This is a genomic window from Kineococcus sp. R86509, assembly GCF_042466365.1.
Taxonomy (GTDB): Bacteria; Actinomycetota; Actinomycetes; order Actinomycetales; family Kineococcaceae; genus Kineococcus.
Map to the genome: position 1 here is coordinate 1,102,771 of NZ_JAXHCE010000001.1, position 17,709 is coordinate 1,120,479.

The 17,709-nt window shown below is 72.1% G+C and carries 15 protein-coding genes and 1 tRNA gene; 13 read left to right on the top strand and 3 right to left on the bottom strand.

What is annotated here, in order from left to right; genetic code table 11:
* Nucleotides 1-67 precede the first annotated feature (67 nt).
* From SJY07_RS05175 to SJY07_RS05235, 13 genes are all read left to right on the top strand, one after another.
* Nucleotides 68-943, top strand: a complete 876-nt coding sequence (locus tag SJY07_RS05175) for an AraC family transcriptional regulator (protein ID WP_328295311.1) — start codon at nt 68-70, stop codon at nt 941-943.
* 71 nt (nt 944-1,014) lie between these two features.
* Complete coding sequence (locus SJY07_RS05180; RefSeq protein ID WP_380157463.1) at nt 1,015-3,354, top strand: beta-galactosidase; 2,340 nt, start codon at nt 1,015-1,017, stop codon at nt 3,352-3,354.
* A 122-nt stretch (nt 3,355-3,476) separates the two neighbouring features.
* Nucleotides 3,477-4,805 (top strand): ABC transporter substrate-binding protein, encoded by a 1,329-nt coding sequence (locus tag SJY07_RS05185; RefSeq protein ID WP_380157465.1) that lies wholly within the window; start codon nt 3,477-3,479, stop codon nt 4,803-4,805.
* A complete protein-coding gene (locus tag SJY07_RS05190) occupies nt 4,802-5,722 on the top strand; it encodes a carbohydrate ABC transporter permease (protein WP_380157467.1) in 921 nt (306 codons plus the stop codon). The genes SJY07_RS05185 and SJY07_RS05190 overlap by 4 nt, the downstream gene beginning before the upstream one ends.
* Nucleotides 5,719-6,609: a carbohydrate ABC transporter permease gene (locus SJY07_RS05195; RefSeq protein WP_380157469.1), complete on the top strand. Its 891-nt coding sequence runs from the start codon at nt 5,719-5,721 to the stop codon at nt 6,607-6,609. The genes SJY07_RS05190 and SJY07_RS05195 overlap by 4 nt, the downstream gene beginning before the upstream one ends.
* A 28-nt stretch (nt 6,610-6,637) precedes the next feature.
* The gene (locus SJY07_RS05200; RefSeq protein ID WP_380157471.1) at nt 6,638-9,490 is read left to right on the top strand and encodes a sugar-binding domain-containing protein; all 2,853 of its coding nucleotides are present in this window, start codon (nt 6,638-6,640) and stop codon (nt 9,488-9,490) included.
* Between the two features lie 79 nt (nt 9,491-9,569).
* A tRNA-Arg gene (locus SJY07_RS05205) sits at nt 9,570-9,642 on the top strand.
* A 67-nt stretch (nt 9,643-9,709) separates the two neighbouring features.
* Nucleotides 9,710-11,425, top strand: coding sequence for a hypothetical protein (locus SJY07_RS05210; protein WP_380157473.1), 1,716 nt, complete (start codon nt 9,710-9,712; stop codon nt 11,423-11,425).
* Nucleotides 11,426-11,601: 176 nt separating this feature from the next.
* Nucleotides 11,602-12,900, top strand: coding sequence for an extracellular solute-binding protein (locus tag SJY07_RS05215; protein ID WP_380157475.1), 1,299 nt, complete (start codon nt 11,602-11,604; stop codon nt 12,898-12,900).
* A gap of 28 nt (nt 12,901-12,928) precedes the next feature.
* Nucleotides 12,929-13,888 carry a carbohydrate ABC transporter permease gene (locus SJY07_RS05220; RefSeq protein ID WP_380157477.1) on the top strand — a complete coding sequence of 320 codons (960 nt, stop codon included), beginning with the start codon at nt 12,929-12,931 and terminating at the stop codon, nt 13,886-13,888.
* 1 nt (nt 13,889) lies between these two features.
* Nucleotides 13,890-14,777: a carbohydrate ABC transporter permease gene (locus SJY07_RS05225; protein ID WP_328295303.1), complete on the top strand. Its 888-nt coding sequence runs from the start codon at nt 13,890-13,892 to the stop codon at nt 14,775-14,777.
* A 40-nt stretch (nt 14,778-14,817) separates the two neighbouring features.
* Complete coding sequence (locus tag SJY07_RS05230) at nt 14,818-15,600, top strand: aldo/keto reductase (protein ID WP_380157480.1); 783 nt, start codon at nt 14,818-14,820, stop codon at nt 15,598-15,600.
* A complete protein-coding gene (locus SJY07_RS05235; RefSeq protein WP_380157482.1) occupies nt 15,597-16,553 on the top strand; it encodes a D-2-hydroxyacid dehydrogenase family protein in 957 nt (318 codons plus the stop codon). The genes SJY07_RS05230 and SJY07_RS05235 overlap by 4 nt, the downstream gene beginning before the upstream one ends.
* 3 nt (nt 16,554-16,556) lie before the next feature.
* Here SJY07_RS05235 and SJY07_RS05240 read toward each other — a convergent pair whose 3' ends face one another.
* From SJY07_RS05240 to SJY07_RS05250, 3 genes are all read right to left on the bottom strand, one after another.
* Entirely contained in the window at nt 16,557-16,772 is a 216-nt protein-coding gene (locus SJY07_RS05240) for an RNA-binding S4 domain-containing protein (RefSeq protein WP_328295300.1), read from the bottom strand.
* A 7-nt stretch (nt 16,773-16,779) separates the two neighbouring features.
* Nucleotides 16,780-17,115, bottom strand: coding sequence for a hypothetical protein (locus SJY07_RS05245; protein WP_328295299.1), 336 nt, complete (start codon nt 17,113-17,115; stop codon nt 16,780-16,782).
* A 90-nt stretch (nt 17,116-17,205) separates the two neighbouring features.
* Nucleotides 17,206-17,700 carry an HNH endonuclease gene (locus SJY07_RS05250; protein WP_380157485.1) on the bottom strand — a complete coding sequence of 165 codons (495 nt, stop codon included), beginning with the start codon at nt 17,698-17,700 and terminating at the stop codon, nt 17,206-17,208.
* Between the last annotated feature and the right edge of the window lie 9 nt (nt 17,701-17,709).

The window sequence follows — 17,709 nt, forward strand, 5'->3', positions numbered from 1 at the left end:
GGACATGGACGAACCACCGGGCGGCGAGCCGCTTGACCCCGCCCCGGTCGGCGCGTTCCATGGCCGGATGGACGAAGCGGCCACGGTGCGGGACGGTTTCGCCGGGCAGCGGATGTTCGTCCTCCCCCGGCCCGTGGTGCGCGAGGCGAGGACCCGCCCCGTGACGGACCGGTTGCTGGTCACCGACGCCGGGTTCTTCCCCCGGGCTGCCGATCACGGCCGGGGTCGGCCCGAGGGTGCCCGCCAGCACGTGGTGCTCTTCTGCACGGACGGTTCGGGCTGGTGCCGGACCCCGCAGGGTTCCCACCCCGTGCACCGCGGCGACGCCGTCCTGCTGCGCGCCGGGGTCGCCCACGAGTACGGGGCCGACCGCGAGGACCCGTGGACGTTGTGGTGGATGCACGTCACGGGCCCCGACGCCGACGACCTGCTGACCGCGGCGGCCACCGCCGCGGGCGGTCCGGTCTCGCACCTGCGCGACCCCGGTGCGCTGACGAGCCTGGTGTCGGGGGTGCTGGACGCCCTCGACACCGGGACGGCCGGGGGGCTCGTCCAGGCCTCGGGGGCCGCGTTCCACGCGCTCACGCAGGTGATCGCCACCGGGCGCCGGCCTCGCGGCCCCGCGTTGAGCCCGGTGGAACGGGCGGTCGAGCACCTGCGGGCGACCACCCCGCGACGCACCCCGGTCGACGCCCTGGCGGCCATGGTCGGGCTCAGCCCCTCGCAGCTGGGGACCCTGTTCCGCCAGCACGTCGGGACCTCCCCGCTGCGCTACCAGAGCGACCTGCGGATGGCCCGCGCCCGCGAACTGCTCGACGGCACGTCACTGAGCGTGGCGGAGGTCGCGACCGCCTGCGGCTACGACGACGGGTTGTACTTCTCCCGCCAGTTCAGCCGGACCCACGGCCAGTCGCCGACGGCGTTCCGCGCCCGGACCGCGTGAGCGTTTCGTCCATCCCCGGCGCGGGATCACCCATGGTTCCCCACCGGGGCGCGCACCTAGCCTGAGCCGTCATGGACGCCGACGTCGCGCACCCCACCCGCACCCTGCGCGCCGGGAGGCCCGCGGACGTCCGCCGGGGGCACCTCCCGCTGGGGGAACCCGCCGGCACCCCGGACCGCATCGAGGTCACCAGCGGCCGGCTCGAACGGGGCGGCAGGCCGTGGTTCCCCGTGACGGGCGAGGTCCACTTCTCCCGCGTCCCGCGGGAACGCTGGTCCGAGGTCCTGGGCCACGCCCGGGCCGGCGGGCTGACCTCGGTGGCCACCTACGTGTTCTGGAACGCCCACGAACCCGCCCCCGGGGACTTCCGCTGGGACGGCGACCTCGACCTGCGCGCCTTCGTGGTGACCGCGGCCGGGAACGGCCTGGACGTCGTGCTCCGGCTGGGGCCGTGGGCCCACGGCGAGTCCCGCCACGGGGGTTTCCCGGACTGGCTGGTGTCCCGTGACCTCGCGACCCGGACGAACGACCCGGCCTACCTCGACCTCGTGCGCCGCTTCTACGCCGAGACCATCGCGCAGGTGGCCGACCTGACCCACGCGTCCGGCGGCCCGGTCGTGGCCGCCCAGATCGACAACGAGCTCTACGACCAGCCGGAGCACCTGGCCCGGTTGCGCGAGACCGCCGAGGAGCTCGGGCTCCGGGTGCCGGTCTGGACCGCGACCGGCTGGGGCGGGGCGCAGGTCCCGGACACGCTGCTCCCGGTCTACGGCGCGTACTCCGACGGGTTCTGGGACGAGGCCGGCACCGACTGGCCGGCTTACGGCCGTCTGCACTTCTGCTACACCCGGGAGCGCGACGACCTCAGCGTCGGGGCCGACGTGCGGGCCGCCCTGGACGGGGTCACGTCCGCGGCGGTGGCGCGCACGGACGACACCGCGTCCCCCTTCGCCACCTGCGAACTCGGCGGCGGCATGCACGTCGCGTACCACCGGCGACCGCTCGTCACCCCCGAGGACGTCGCCGCGTTGGCCCTGGCGAAGATCGGCAGCGGCTCGGTCTGGCAGGGGTACTACGTCTACGCCGGGGGCACCCAGCGGACCGGGGCGGAGGGGACCCAGCAGGAGTCCCACGCCACCGGGTACCCCAACGACGTCCCCACCCGCAGCTACGACTTCGCCGCCCCGATCGGCGAGCACGGGCAGGTCCGCCGGCACCACCACCTGCTGCGCCGCCAGCACCTCTGGCTGGCCGAGGACGGTTCCGCGCTCGCCGCGATGCCCAGCGTCGTCGGCGGGGGCGGCGAGGATCCGGGCGAACTGCGCTGGGCCGTGCGTTCCGACGGCTTGCGGGGGTACGTGTTCGTCACCACCTACCAACCGGCGCGCCACCCCCTCGCGGCGCAACCGGGCGTCCGGTTCACCGTGGAGTTCGACGACGGCGCGGTGACCCTGCCCAGCCGTCCGCTCGACCTGCCCCCCGGGGTGTCGGTGGCGTGGCCGGTCCGCTACCCCCTCGCCGACGGTCTCGTCCTGCGCAGCGCCACCGCGCAGGTCCTCACCCGGACCACCGTGGCCGGGCACGGGTTCGTGGTCCTCGTCGCCACCGACGGGGTTCCCGTCGAACTCGTCCTCGAGGGGCGGCCGGCGGTGTCCGGGACCGCCCGTGGGGAGTTCCGGGACGGCGCCACCGTCGTCGAGCTCACCCGGGAGCCCGGCCCCGCGAGCGTCGTCGAACTCCCCGGGGTGCGCGTGCTGGTGCTCGACGAGGCCACCGCGAACCGCCTCTACGCCCTCGACGTGGACGGCGCGCGACGCCTCGTCCTCAGCGACGCCCCGCTCTACGCGGGCGAGGGTGGGCTCGTCCTGCACACCGACCGGGACGCGGTCACGCTCTCGGTCCTGACGGGCCGGGCGGAGGACCCGTGGTCCACGCAGACGGTGGCGGTGGCCGGCAGCGGCACGGTGACCCTGCTGCGCGACCTGCACCCGATCGCCCCCGCCCCGCCCGCGCCCCGCCGCGGTGGACCGGCGGACCGGCTGAGCGCCCCCACCGACTTCTCCGGCGCGGCCCGGGTCCACGTGGACGTCCCGCCGGAACTCCTCACCGGGACCGACCGGGTGCTGCTGCGGATCGACTGGACCGGTGACGTCGGCCGGGCCGTGGTCGACGGGGTCGTGGTCAGCGACCACTTCTGGCACGGCCGCGTCTGGGAACTCGACCTGACCCCGTGGCGGGACCCGGTGAGCCGCGACGGCCTCGACCTGGAACTCCTCCCGTGGCACAGGGCGACGGGGGTGTTCGTGGACCCGTCCGTGCGCGACGTGCCGGACGGTGTCCACGTCCGTTCCGTCGAGGTCGTGCGGATCGCGCGGGTGGTCGTGGCCACCGGGGTTTCGTCCATGGGCTGAGTCGGATCACCCATGGTTGCGGGAACTCCGCGCGACGTAGCGTCACGGCGTGGGCGGACGACGACGTCGGACCCGCGGCGTGGTCCCCCGTGACACCCACCCCACGAGTCGACGAGGACGCGATGCAGACCCGATGGCCCCGCAACACCCCCTCCCGCCGCACCTTCCTGGCCGGCGCCGGACTCGCCGCGGCGGGTTCCCTCACCGGCTGCGCGGACGCGGCCTACGGCCCCGCGGCGTCGTCCGGCGCCGTGGACCTGCAGATGTGGACCCACGACCCCGGCTACGTGAAGACGTTCACCGAGTCCGCCGCGGAACTCTCGACGACGTCGCCGTTCCGCTACGACGTCCAGGTCACCCAGAGCGCCGCCGGGGACGTCATGACCCGGTTCATCAACCAGGCGATCGTCGGCAAGGGCACCCCGGACCTCACCGGCATCGAGGTCGGGCAGTTCAATCGCGTCATGCGCAGCGGCGTCGCGGGCGACATCCTCGTGGACTGGACCGACGACCTCGCGCAGTACGGCGACGACCTGCTGCGCCGACAGCCCTACTCCGTCGACGGTGGCGTGTACGCGATCGAGTCCGACACCTGCCTGAGCATCTACTGGTACCGCGAGGACGAGTTCGCGAAGAACGGTCTCCCGACCGACGTCGACACCTGGGAGGACCTGCTCGAGGTCGGCGCGGCGCTGCACCGCAGGACCGGGCAGTCGCTGGCCATGGTCGGGACCGGGACCCCGGGCGACACCGCGAACTCCCTGCTGCAGTGGTTGTTGCAGCGTGGTGGCGGGTTCTTCGACGAGGACGGGGGTCTGATCCTGGATTCCCCCGAGGCCGTCGAGACGGTCGACTGGATGGCCCGCGGCGTCGCCAACGGGACGTTGATCAACCTCCCCGACGCGTACGGCGCCCCGCTGGCGGCGGCGTTGAAGCAGGGGCAGCTGATCGGGACGTTCATGCCGAACTGGTACAACGCCTACGGTCTGCAGGCCAACGTGCCGGACCAGAAGGGGTTGTGGCGCATGCGTGTCGCCCCCCGCTTCGCCGGCGGCGGGCACATCGCCTCCAGTTCCGGTGGCACCGGGTTCGCCGTCACCAAGGACAAGGTCAACACCGAGGCGGCGAAGGAACTCCTCACCGCCACCTACCTCACCCGTGATGGACAGCTGCTGCGCTACAAGGCGGCCGGCTACCTCCCGACGTTCCGGTCCCTCTACTCCGACCCCGAACTGCTCGCCATCGAGGACGACTACCTCGGGGGTCAGCGCGTGTTCGAGGTCCTCGGTGAGGCCGCCACCGACCTCCCCGCGTTCTACCAGAGCCCGAACTACGCGATCCTCCAGTCCGCGCTCGCCGGGCCCGTCCAGGCCGCGATCCGTGGACGTTCCACCGCCGCGCAGGCCATCGCGGACTCCGTCGAGAGCTACCGGAAGCAGGCCCGGGAATGACCACCACGACGTCCCCGCCCACGACGCCCGTCACCACCACCACCACGGGCGTGACCCCCAGCCGGGCCCCCTACGTCTTCATCTCCCCGTTCTTCGTCCTCTACGGCCTCTTCATGATCGTCCCGATCGGGGTCGGGGCCTACCTCAGCCTCACCGACTGGGCCGGCATCGGCAGCCCGACCTTCGTCGGTCTGCAGAACTACCGCTGGCTGTTCACCGACACCAGCTTCTGGACCGCCGTCGGCAACACCGCGATCTACGTCGCCGTCAGCATGCTGGTCGTCCTCCCGCTGGCCCTGCTCATCGCCCAGGCGCTCAACGCCCGCGGGCTGCGCGGACGGGACCTGTTCCGGCTGTCCTACTTCACCCCGGTCGTGCTCTCACCCATCGTCATCGCCCTGGTCTTCACCCTGTTCTACGACCGGGAGTTCGGGCTGTTCAACGCCTTCTTCCGCGGCGTCTTCGGCTGGGGCGGCATCGACTGGCTCGGCGACCCGTCGTGGGCGAAGCTCAGCGTCGTCCTCCTCGTCGTCTGGAAGTGGACGGGCTACATGACCATCTTCTTCCTCGCCGGTCTGCAGAACGTCCCCCGGGAACTCTACGAAGCGGCCGCCCTCGACGGTTCCGGACCGGTCCGGACGTTCTTCGCCGTCACCCTGCCCGTGCTGCGGCCGGTCACCGCGTTCGTCGCGGTCACGACCCTGGTGAGCAGTGCCCAGATCTTCGAGGAACCGTACCTGCTGACCCAGGGCGGTCCGGGCGAGTCGACGCTGTCCGTCGCCCAGTTCATCTTCCGCGCCGCCTTCGAACGCCAGCAGATGGGCTACGCCGCCGCCGCGGGTGTCGTCATGTTCGTCCTGGTGTTCGCGCTGGGCCGCACGGCCAACCGAGTCTTCGGAGTGGGAGGTACCCGGTGAGCACCACCGTCCAGCAGGACCCGTCGGTCCGCGCGCCGTCGCCCCGCCCGCAGCGGACCCGCCGACCGCTCACCCCCGGCCGGGCCGCGCTCTACGTCGTCCTCGTCGTCCTCGTGGCCGTCTTCGTGTTCCCGCTGCTGTGGGCGCTGTCGGCCTCGTTCAAGGCCCGGGGTGACATCTTCAGCTACCCGCCGTCGTTGCTGCCCTCCCCCGCCACCCTGGAGAACTACCGCAACCTGCTCTCGACCCAGCCGTTCTGGTCCTGGTTCGCGACCTCGACGCTGGTCGCGGTGCTGTCCACGGTCGTGGCCGTCTTCGTCTGCGCCCTGGCCGGGTTCGGCTTCGCCAAGTACGAGTTCCGCGGCAAGCGGATCCTCTTCGACGTCATGTTCAGCTCACTGGCCGTGCCGTTCGCGGTGATCGTCGTCCCGCTGTTCATCGTGCTGGTCAAGAGCGGCGTCACCGAACCCCTCGTCACCCTGATCGTCCCGTGGGTCGCCCCGGCCTTCGGCATCTTCATGATGCGCCAGTTCATCGAGCAGAGCGTCCCGGACGAGATCCTCGAGTCCGCGCGCCTCGACGGCTGCTCGGAGTTCCGCACCTTCCTGCAGATGGTCCTGCCCCTGATGCGCCCGGCGCTGGGCGCGCTGGCGGTCTGGAACTTCCTGAACAGCTACAACAGCTTCATCTGGCCCCTGGTCATCGTCTCCGACCCCGACCGGTTCACCCTCCCGCTGGGCATCCAGGCCCTCTACGGCGCGCAGAGCCGGCAGATCGACATGGTCATCGCGGCCTCGGTCCTGGCCGCGATCCCCAGCCTCGTCGTGTTCGTGCTGCTGCGCAGGCAACTGCTCGAAGGGCTGACCGCGGGTGCGGTCAAGAGCTGACGACCCACCACCGATAGGAGGACCCGCGATGCCCGACGACCTACCCGATCACCACGTCCTCGACCTGAGCGGCCCCTGGCGCGCGGCCCTCGACCCCGACGGGGTCGGTGAGCACGAACGCTGGTACCGCCCCGCGGTCTTGGACGCGCTCGCGACCCGGGAACTCACGTTGCCGGGGTCCGTCCAGGAGCAGGGGTTCGGCGATCCCGTCACCCTCGAGACCCCCTGGACGGGTCTCGTCGTCGACCGGTCCTTCTACGAGGACGAGCGGTACGCGCCCTACCGCGAGGACGGGAACGTCTCGGTCCCCTTCTGGTTGCAACCGCACACGTACTACCGCGGGGCGGTGTGGTTCCAGCGCACCGTCGACGTCCCCCCGGACTGGGCCGGGCGGCGGGTCGTCCTGCACCTGGAGCGGGTGCACTGGGAGTCCGTCGTCTGGCTCGACGACCGCCGGACGGGTCCGCAGCGCAGCCTCTCGACCCCGCACCGCCACGACCTCGGCGAGCTGGAACCCGGTCGGCACGTGCTGACCCTGCGGATCGACAACCGCACCGTCGTCGACGTCGGCCCGAACGCCCACAGCGTCAGCGACCACACCCAGGGGAACTGGAACGGGGTCGTCGGGGAACTCCGCCTCGAGGCGGTCCCACCGGTGACGATCCGGCGCGTCACCGTCGTCCCCGACGTCGCGCGCCGCAGCGCCCGCGTCCGGATCGACCTCGCCGGCGGACCGCTCGGCGTCGGCCACGGGAGCGTGACCGTCTCCGCACGGCGGTTCAACGTCCCCGGGGAGCACGTCCCGCCGCCCGTGACCGCGAGCTACGACTCCGACGGGGCCCAGGAACTCACCGACCACCCCCGCGACCTCGGCGAACGCGGGATGACCGGCAGCGGTGGCCACCTCGACGTCGACCTGCCCCTCGGCGCGGACGCGCAGACCTGGGACGAGTTCCACCCGGCCCTCTACGAGGTGACCGTGGAACTCCTCGCGACGGTGCGCGACCGCCGGGACCACGACACGCGGCGCACCACCTTCGGCCTGCGCGAGGTGGGGGTGCGGGGGACGCAGGTCACCGTCAACGACCGGCCGACGTTCCTGCGCGGCACCCTGGAGTCCGCGGTGTGGCCGCTGACGGGGTACCCGCCCACCGCGGTGGAACCCTGGCGCCGGGTCCTGCGCACCGTCCGCGCGCACGGCCTGAACCTGGTCCGCTTCCACTCCTGGTGCCCCCCGGAGGCGGCCTTCACCGCCGCCGACCTCGAGGGCGTCCTCCTGCAGGTCGAGGGCCCGGTCTGGGCGAACCAGGGCGCCGCGCTCGGCGAGGGACGCCCCGTCGACCGCTTCCTCCACGAGGAGACCGAACGCATCCTCGAGGCGTACGGGAACCACCCCTCGTTCGTGGCCATGGCGCACGGCAACGAACCGGCCGGCCGCGACGTGGAGTTCCTCGGCGCGTGGGTCGCGCACTTCCGGCGTCTCGATCCCCGCCGGCTCTGGACGAGTGCCGCCGGGTGGCCGGCGATCCCGGAGAACGACTTCGACAACGTGCCCGACCCCCGTCTGCACCGGTGGGAGGAGGGACTCGCTTCCCGGCTCAACGCCACCCCGCCGCAGACGGAGTCGGACCACTCCGCCTTCGTGACCGCGGGAGCGCGACCGGTCGTCAGCCACGAGGTCGGGCAGTGGTGCGCGTACCCGGACTTCCAGGAGGCCTCGAAGTACACCGGGCTGATGCAGCCGAGGAACTCCGGGATCTTCGCCGACTTCCTGCGCCGCAGCGGGATGGCCGACCAGGCCGAGGAGTTCCTGCACGCGTCGGGTCGCCTGCAGCTGCTCTGCTACAAGGAGGAGGTCGAGACCGCGCTGCGGACCCCGGGGTTCGCAGGTTTCCACCTGCTGGGGCTCAACGACTTCCCGGGTCAGGGCACGGCCCTGGTCGGGGTCCTGGACGCGTTCTGGGACGAGAAGCCCTACGCCACCACCACGGAGTTCGCCCGGTTCTGCGGCCCCGTCGTGCCGCTGGCCCGCCTGCCCCGGCGGACCCTGCGCACCGACGAGGCGTTCTCCTTCGACGTCCAGGTGGCCCACTTCGGGCCGGGCGTCCTGGACGCGGAGGTCTCCTGGCGGGTGGAGGACACCGCGGGGTCGCAGCTGGCCGGTGGGGTGCTGAGCCGGGGCGAGGTCCCCCACGGCAACGACGCACGACTGGGCACGGTGACGCTCGAGCCGGGGTGGAGCGAACGCACCCGCCAGGTGCGGCTGGTGGTCCGCGTCCGGGCGAGCGGTGGGACCGTCCACGAGAACGACTGGTCGCTGTGGGTCTACGCCCCCGTGCCCGACCCGGAGCCGGAGGTGACCCGGACCGCCGACGTCGAGGAGGCGCTGCGCCTCACCGCCGCGGGCGCGACGGTGCTGCTGACCCCGGACCCGGCCCGGGTCCGCACGGAGGTCGAACTGGGTTTCACCCCCGTGTTCTGGAACACCGCGTGGACGCGGAACCAGGCTCCGCACACGCTGGGGATCACCCACGACCCGGGGCACCCGCTCTTCGCGGGCTTCCCCTCGCAGGGACACACCGACTGGCAGTGGTGGGACCTGCTGCACGGCGCGAAGGCCCTCGTGCTGGACGGGCTGCCCACGGGTCTGCGCCCGCTGGTGCAGCCCATCGACACCTGGTTCTCCGCCCGGCGCCTCGGGGTCCTGCTGGAGGCCCGGGTGGGGGCGGGCCGGCTCGTCGTCTGCACGCTGACCCTCGACGACTCCCCCGCGGCCACGGCCTTCCGGCGTTCGCTGCTGGCCTACGTCGCCGGGGACGCCTTCGTCCCGGCGACGGAGCTCACCCCCGACGAGGTCCGCGCCGTGCTGGCACCCGTCTGACGGACGGGTGCGCTCGGACGTACCCTGTGGCCCGCGCCCACTCGCTAGGGTGGGCGCGCCGGCCACGACGGCGGCACCAGCGCTCGTAGCTCAATGGATAGAGCGACCGGTTTCTACCCGGTTGGTTGGGGGTTCGAGTCCCTCCGAGCGCACCCGCAGCGAGAGCCGCACCGTCCCCGGGGTCCGGCCGGTGACGTAGAGGCGCACCCCCTCCGCGTCGTGACCGCCCCGCAGGTACTCGTACTGCTCTCCGCCGGAGTAGTGGGCCGGCTGGGCGGGACCGTCCCCGCCGCCCGGGCCGATCTCCAGGACGTCGCTCCCCACGGTCCAGCGGCAGCGCTCACCGGTGAGCCGGTAGGTGTCCGCGGACAGCTGCTCGGCGCCTTCCAGGGTGCCACCCGGGCGCAGGGACAGTTCCAGGGCGAAGGACGTCGCGGCCCCGGCGGTACGCACGACCACCTCGACCCCGTCCGGGCCGGGCCGGACCTCGACCTCGGTGTCCAGCTCGACGGCGTCGACGGCACGCCGCTCGAAGGCCATCGCGGCGTGGAAGCGGCCCTCGTCCCCCAGGGGGTAGGCGCCCAGGGGATCGCGGTCGGCCGCCGCCAGCGGCTGGTAGTAGCCGGCCCGCAACCGCTGGCGCAGCACGTACCCGCCGCCGTCGCGGGGTTCCAGCGTCTCGCTGCGGAACGGCCCGAGCCCGAAGAAGTCGCTGGAGAGGCGCAGCGACTGCACGACGGCCGACCCGTGCCGGAAGCGCAGGAAGGTGGCGGTGTTGGCCGTTCCCGACCGGACGCTCTGCACCGCGGGCTGGTCGCTGCCGCCGAAGACGACGGTGCGGGTGCGGCCGCTCGCCTCGACCGCCAGGCCGGAGTCCGGCAGCAGCGCAGCGCCGCTCCAGCACCACTCCTCGGGTCCCGCGGGCAGCGCGAGCCCCAGCCGCGGGTGGGCCATCACCTCGGGCAGGCCGTGGCGGCCGTCCAGGCCGTGGCGCTGCAGCGAGCGGGCCGCGGCGGCGAAGTCGGGGCGGTCCTCCTCGAGGGCGAAGCGCCGGTATGGCAGCACGAACGCGGTACCGGGGTGGCCGACCTCGTGCTGGTCCTGACGCCGGGAGTGGACGCTCTCCAGCAGGCCGTCCTCGTCGAGCAGGGGCAGGAACGCCTCGAGGTTGCGCCGCACCGGGTCGAGCAGGTCGGGGCGGTCCAGCAGGTCGGCGAGGACCAGGAGCGAGGGGTTGGTGACGGCACCGGCGTAGAGCGGGCTCCGTTCGGAGTACATCCCGTCGGACTGCTGGTCCACGCCCTCGGCCAGCCACTCCTCCACCCGTGCGCGGACGGCGGGCTCGTGCCCGAGAAGCGCGTCGAGGCGGGCCAGGGCGCTCGTGAGCTCCCACCGGTGGTTGGGGGTGTGGACGCCGCCCGTGAGCAGGGGCGGCAGCGTGCGGCGCCCGATCTCGCGCAGCCCGTCCGCGATCCCGGTGAGCGCCTCCTCCCGGCCGGCGAGCTCGGCGGTGAGGCAGAGGTCGTTGACCGTGAACGCGGTGTCCGGCGGGGAGGCGAGGTTGGAGCTGTCGAAGAGGCCGCTGGGGGTCTGCGCCGCGGCCAGCTGCCGCAGCAGCCCGTCGGCCGGCGGGAGCAGCCGGTCGTCGTGGTGGTGCCCGGAACCCGGGTGGGACCAGGCCGCCACGAGGGACTTCAGCCGGGCGGTCGTCTCGCGGTGGGCCAGCGGGCTGAGCGTTCCCGCCCGACCGGCGAGCAGTTGTGCGACCCTGCGGTCGAGGTCGGCGACCAGCAGGTCGGTGAACCCGCGGTCGAGGAGTTCGGGAGCGGGGTCGGGGTGCACGCGATCAGTCCTCCGGGCGCTGGGGTGGGGGTCGTCCCGACGCAGGCGGGGCAGCGGTCCGACGGACGTCAGTGTGCACATGTTCTGACGTGAAGTCATCCCGACTCCACCGGGTGTCGGCACTTGACGAGGTAAGGGCTTTCCGCCTAACTTGCCGGAACTGCCGCTGCTGCTCAGGGCAGTGCCGTCCACCTCCCCCGGTCAGCCCTGACCGGCCTCCACCGCCGGCGGAGGAGACGGTTCGTGACCGGAGACGAGGACGTCCAACCATGCGCGAGTTCACCACCAGTCGTCGATCCATCCTCCTCGGCTCCCTGGCCGCGGCGGCCACGGGAACCGCCCTGACCGCCTGCGGTTCGGACGATTCCGGTACCGGTGGCGGTGACGCCAAGAAGATCACCTTCTGGCTCTCGGCCAGCGAGGCCCAGGCCAAGGGGTACTACGACCTGGCCGACGCCTTCAAGGCGGCCAAGGGCATCACGGTCGAGATCGTCAACGTCCCCTACGACGGGTACCAGACGAAGCTGCGCCAGGCCGCGCAGGCGAACTCCCTGCCCGACGTCGCGAGCGCACCGTCCCTGGACCCGATCTGGACGAACAAGCTGCAGGACCTCACCGCCGTCGCGACGAGCGCCACGAACAAGATCGACGAGAAGCTCTACCAGAAGACCGACGACGGCAAGATCCTGACGATCCCCTCCGACATCACCGCGGCCGGGCTCTTCATCAACACCACGCTCTTCCAGAAGGCCGGGGTGGCCTACCCGACCGACCCCGCGAGCACCTGGACGTGGGACGAGTTCCTCGCCGCCGCGACGCAGGTCCGCACCGCGGCCGGAGCCCAGTACGACCTCGTCTACGACGCCTCCCCCGCGCGCATCCGCGCCTTCCTCTACGAGCACGGGGCCAAGGGCTTCCAGCTCAACGAGAAGGGCACCGAGTACTCCGTCGACGACGCCACCACCGCGGCGCTGCAGAAGTTCGTCGACCTCAACGACGACGTCGTCATGCCGAAGTCCGTGTGGACCTCCGGGGGCGACCCGAACGCCCTGTTCAAGAGCGGTCAGGTCGTCGCCTACTTCTCCGGCGTCTGGCAGATCGCCGACTTCGCCGAGAGCATCACCCAGTTCGAGTGGGCGGCCGTCCCGACCCCGGCGCAGCCGACGCAGGCCACCGACATCAACTCCGGCGGCAAGGTCGTGGCGTTCGACAACGGCGACACCAAGGACGCGGCGATGCAGTTCGTCGAGTTCCTCTTCGACCCGGCCAACTACACCAAGGTCGCGGCGACCAACGGGTGGCTGCCGGTGGAGAACGACCTCGAGGTGGCCTACCCGGGGACGAACCAGGCCGCCCTCGACGGCTACGCGCTCTACCAGAAGGAGATCGAGCTCGCCGACCCGATCTCCACGTCCGGCAGCGACTCGGGTGAGAAGCTGACCCTCGCGGGCAAGGCCATCACGACCGACCCCACCAAGGACGAGGTGGGCAAGGCCATCAACGGTCAGCAGACCGTGGCGGAGACCGTGGCCAACATCGTGAAGCTGCTGAACGAGCAGATCGCCTGACGTCCGCTCGCGCTCCCCAGGAGGTTCGATGACCCCCACCTCACCGGGTCCGGTCCCCGCCGCCGTCGGGACCGACCCCGCCGCCCTCGTGCAGGCTCCGCGAGCCTCCGCCAACCGCCGGCGCGCGGCGCGCTACCGCCTGGCGCCGCTGCTGTTCGTCGGCGTCAACGTGGTCCTGTTCCTCCTGTTCTTCGTCTGGCCGGCGGTGACGGGGCTGTACTACTCGTTCACCAGCTACACCGGGGTCGGCTCGGCCCCCTGGGTGGGCCTGGCCAACTACGAGAAGCTGCTCGGCGACGCCGGGTTCTACTCGGCGTTCGGCCGGACGGTCCTGTTCGCCGTCATGTCGGTGCCGCTGAACTACGTGCTGTCGCTGACCATGGCGACGCTGCTGACCAGCCCGCACGCCAAGGGCAAGACCGTGGCGCGCGTCCTGTTCTTCATCCCGTGGCTCATCTCCCCCATCGTCGCCGGCGTCATCTGGCGGTGGATCTTCGGGGAGAACTTCGGGCTGGTGAACTTCCTCATCACCTCCCTCGGCGGCTCCCCCGTCCCGTGGCAGTCCAACGCGAACCTGTCGCTGGTCATCGTCGCCATCGCCGGCGCCTGGGGCGGGACGGCCTTCAACATGCTGCTGTTCGTCGCGGCCCTGCGCAACGTCCCGACCTCCTACTACGAGGCCGCCTCCATCGACGGGGCCACGTCCTGGCAGCGGTTCCGCTACATCACGCTGCCCAGCATCGCCCCGACGTCGTTCATCGTCATCCTGCTCGGCAGCCTCGGGGCCATGAAGGAGTACGCGCTGCTGCAGTCCCTGAACGGCGGTGGACCGGGCACGGAGAACAACCTGGTCGTCCAGTACATCTTCCGGACGGGCTTCCAGCAGGGCCAGATCGGCTACGCCAGCGCCGCCTCGTTCGTCCTCATGGCCGTCCTCATGGGCATCGCCCTGCTCCAGGTCCTCGTCAACCGACGCCGGGAGGCGTGAGATGGCTCTCTCCTCGCTGCCCCGTCCCAAGGCACCGGCTCTGCGCCGCAGCACCCGCGTGCGCGAGGGCGGCTCGCCCGCCCGCACCGTCGGGGCCACCGTCCTGCTGTGGCTGCTCGCCGTGCTCTACGGCTTCCCGGTGCTGTGGTTCGTCCTGTCCTCGTTCAAGCCGGCGGGGAACCTCTTCTCCTACCCGCTGACGCTGCTGCCGAAGAACCCCACGTTCGCCGGCTACGAGCAGGCCTGGACGAGCTTCAACTTCGCCGGCTACTTCACCAACACCCTCATCGTGGCGGTCAGCACCACCGTCCTGACGGTGCTGGCGAGCGCCATGACGGGCTACGCCCTGGCCAAGTACCAGAACTGGTGGCTCAAGGCGTTCTTCATGTGCATCCTCGCCACGACGATGCTGCCGACCGAGGTCATCCTCTCGCCGTCGTTCCTCGTGATCCGCGACCTGGGGCTCTACAACCACCTGGCCGGCATCGTCGTCCCCTCGATCATCACCGCCACCGGCTGCTTCATGTTCCGGCAGTTCTTCTCCACGGTGCCGAACGAGCTGCTCGAAGCGGCCCGCATCGACGGCTCCAACGAGCTGACGACCTTCGTCCGCGTCATGCTGCCGATCGCCCGCCCCATCATGATCACCCTGGCGATCTTCTCCTTCCAGTGGCGGTGGAACGACTACATCTGGCCGCTCATCGTCCTCAACGACCCGAGCAAGTTCACGCTCCAGATCGGCATCCAGAGCATCGTCGGGGCGCAGAACGTCAACTGGTCGGTCCTGCTCGGCGCCTCGGTCATCTCGATCGTGCCGCTCGTCGTCATCTACCTGGTGTTCCAGCGCTACGTCATGAACGCCGACATGAACGCCGGCCTGAAGGACTGAGCGGGGTGCGGGAGGCTCCCGGGGGTCGTAGCGTCCCCGCGTGAGCACTCCCAGCACTCCCGTCCGGACCCTCGACGGCACGCTCGACCTGCCCCTCGTGGGGCTCGGCACCTACGGCCTGCGCGGTGCCGCGGGTGAGCGGTCGCTGCGCAGCGCCCTCGACCTCGGGTACCGCCTGCTGGACACCGCGACGATGTACGAGAACGAGGCCGAGGTCGGCCGGGCGCTCGCGGGCCACGACCACGGTGACGCCGTGGTCGTCACGACGAAGCTCCGGCAGAACCACGCCGGCCGGGAGGACGAGTTCCTCACCCGCAGCCTGGACCTGCTGGGCCGCGACGTCCTGGACCTCTGGCTCATCCACTGGCCGCCGGAGGGCCGGGCCCGTCCCGACGTCTGGGAACGGTTCGTCGCGGCACAGCAGCGCGGGCAGGTCCGCGCCATCGGCGTCAGCAACCACTCCCTCGCCCAGATCGACGAGCTCACGGCGGCCACCGGGGTGACCCCCGCCGTGAACCAGGTGAAGTGGGGTCCGCGGCTCTTCGACGCGGACCTGCTGCAGGGTCACCTCGACCGCGGGATCGTCCTGGAGGGGTACTCCCCGTTCAAGGCGACGAGCCTGCAGGACCCGGTCCTCACCGGCGTCGCGCAGGCGCACGGCGTGAGCGCCGAGCAGGTCGTCGTGCGCTGGCACGTGCAGCACGGGGTGGTCGTGATCCCCAAGTCGGGTGATCCCGGCCGGCAGGCCACCAACCTCGACGTCGACGGCTTCGTCCTCACCGACGACGAGGTCACCGCGATCGACGGGCTGGGGCGCGGGTGAGCCGGCGCGTGGTGGTCCTCGACGACTACCAGCGAGTAGCCGCGGGGTTCGCCGACTTCTCGGGTCTGGGCGAGGTGGACTTCGTCCACGAGCACCTCGCCGGAGACGCCCTGCGCGCACGCCTGGCCGGCGCGGAGGTCGTCGTCGCCATGCGCGAGCGGACACCGTTCGGGGCGGGCGAGTTCGCCGGTCTGCCCGACCTCCGCCTGCTGGTGACGACGGGGATGGCCAACGCCGCGATCGACCTGCCCGCGGCCGCGGGCCACGGGGTCCTGGTCTGCGGGACGGGGACGGCCGGCACACCGACGACCGCGACGCCGACGGCCGAACTCACGTGGGCCCTCGTGCTGGCCCTGACCCGGCGGGTCCCGGCCGAGGACGCGGGCCTCCGGGCGGGGCACTGGCAGCTGGGCGTGGGACTGGACCTGGCCGGGCTGACCTTCGGCACGATCGGGCTGGGGAACCTCGGCCGCCGGGTCGCGCGGATCGCGCAGGCCTTCGACATGGAGGTCCTCGCGTGGTCGGAGAACCTCGACCCGTCGCAGGCCCGGGAGCTCGGCGTGGAACCCGTCTCGAAGGCGGACCTGCTGCGCCGCAGCGACGTCGTCTCGGTCCACACCCGGCTCTCCGAGCGCACCCGCGGTCTGCTGGGTGCGGCGGAGCTGTCCGCGATGAAGTCCACGGCGTTCCTGGTGAACACCTCGCGGGGCCCGGTCGTGGACACCGACGCGCTCGTGGCGGCCCTGCACGCGGGGACGATCGCCGGGGCGGGGCTCGACGTGTACGACGTCGAACCCCTACCCCTGGGCCACCCGCTGCGCGAGGCCCCGAACACCGTCCTGACCCCGCACACGGGGTACGTGACGCAGGACTCCTACCGCCGGATGTACCTCGACGCCGTCGAGGACGTCACGGCCTGGCGGGCAGGCCGCCCGGTGCGGGTGCTCTGCTGACCCTCAGTTGACGAGGACGCGCCAGGACCCGTCGCCGAGGGCGACGACGTCACCGTCGGAGAGCTGACGACCCCGGCGGTCCTCGGGCTCCTCGTTCACCGTCACCTCCCCGGCCTGGAGGACCTCACGGGCCTCCCCACCGGAGTCGACGGCGCCGGCGAGCTTGAGGAACTGCCCGAGGCGCACGATCCCCGTCACCTCGACGTCGATCGTCTCCACCGCCACCTCACTCATCGACGGCCAGCGCGGTGAGGACACCGGCGACCCGGTCGGCCTCGGCACGGGTGAGGCGCTCCGGCACCAGGACCTCGACCCGGGTGCCGTCGGGCAGCGGGATCGTGTGCATGAGCATCTCCCGCCCGCCGGGGACGACCACCTCGGCGTCCTCGGGGACCTCGGTCCCGGTCGTGGTCCGCGCCCCCGGGGTCGAGCCGAGGAACGCCTTCAGCCGGTCGATGCCCTGTTCTGCGAGGCGTTCGGCTCCCGGGTCCAGCCGGCCCTGCTTCAGCAGACCCCGCAGCACCGCGTCGATCGACTCGCCCTGCCTCTTGTTCTCGTCCATGCCCCCAGCGTCGCACCCACCCGCGCCGTCCTCGTCATCCGTACGGCGGAACCCCGGACGCCGTCCGTCGTCCCGCCGGCGGGGCCGGGGTCAGGCGGCGGTGGCGAGGAACTCGTCCCAGCGGGGGTCGGGGGTCTCGGCCCCCCGCACGGCCCAGGACGCGCCCCGGGGGGCGGCGGGTCGGAACGGCATGCTCCAGCCCATCTCCTCGGGGGTGCGGTCGCCCTTGGCGTTGTTGCAGCGCACGCAGCAGGCGACGAGGTTCTCCCAGCTGTCCGGGCCGCGACGGCTGCGCGGCAGGACGTGGTCGACGGTGCTCGCGTGGCCGCGGCAGTAGGCGCAGCGCTGGTGGTCGCGGCGCAGGACGCCACGCCGGCTGACCGGGACGACCTGGCCGCGCGGGACGCGGACGTAGCGCGTGAGCAGGATGACGGAGGGCCGTTCGAGGCTCATCGTCGCGCCGACGACGGGGTCGGCGTCGGCGAGGACCACCGACGCCTTCCCGGCGAGCACGAGGACGAGTGCCCTGCGGAAGGACACCACCGCGAGCGGTTCGAAGCCGGCGTTCAGCACGAGCGTGCGCACATCCACCTC